At 62.4% G+C, this 670-nt stretch carries 1 protein-coding gene; it reads right to left on the reverse strand.

The annotated features are described in order from the left end of the window. On the reverse strand, window positions 1-670 hold a 670-nt coding region (locus tag RAD10_RS41455; protein WP_461621977.1), incomplete at both ends, for a 3-hydroxyacyl-CoA dehydrogenase NAD-binding domain-containing protein.

The raw sequence follows: 670 nt of genomic DNA on the forward strand, positions 1-670 counted from the left end.
CTCTTCCATGGCCCGAATGAATTCAGGCGTGAACTCTGGCGGTTTCACGTGAGAGAGAGATGGTTCGCTTCCCTGATAAAAGCGCTCGAAATAAGCGCCGATACCGGCGGGGTTGCCCATGTTGCGCACCATGCAGGGGCCAATTGCGCTCCAGCGTGGGGCGAGACCATGCACCACTGCGGCATCGATCTGCTGGGGCGTTGCATGGCCCTCAGCGACCAGATGCATTGCCTCCCGCTCCAGCGCCGCCTGGAGATGGTTGGCGATGAAGCCAGGGATCTCGTGATCCATGCGAATGACGACTTTCCCGATTGACTGATAAAACGCCTCCGCAGCGCCGAGCGCCTCCCTGCTGGTGTGCGCTGCGCCGGCGACCTCGACCAGCGGAATGAGATAAGGGGGGTTGAACGGGTGTCCGATGATGACGCGCGGCGATCGCGAGCCCTCTACCTGTAGATCGACGATAGTGAACCCGGAGGTGGACGTGGCGATGACCGCATCGGCAGGCACCAGTGGTTCGATCTCGGCATAGAGTTTTCGCTTTAGCTCCAACCGTTCGGGAGCACTCTCTTGCACGAAATCTGCGGCAGTCACCGCCTCCGCCGCTGTCTTGACCCAGGTCAGGCTGCCGCGATCCTCGGCACGGGCGCCGAGGCGCTCCTGGGTCGGC

The sequence above is a fragment of the Bradyrhizobium sp. 23AC genome, assembly GCF_054863025.1.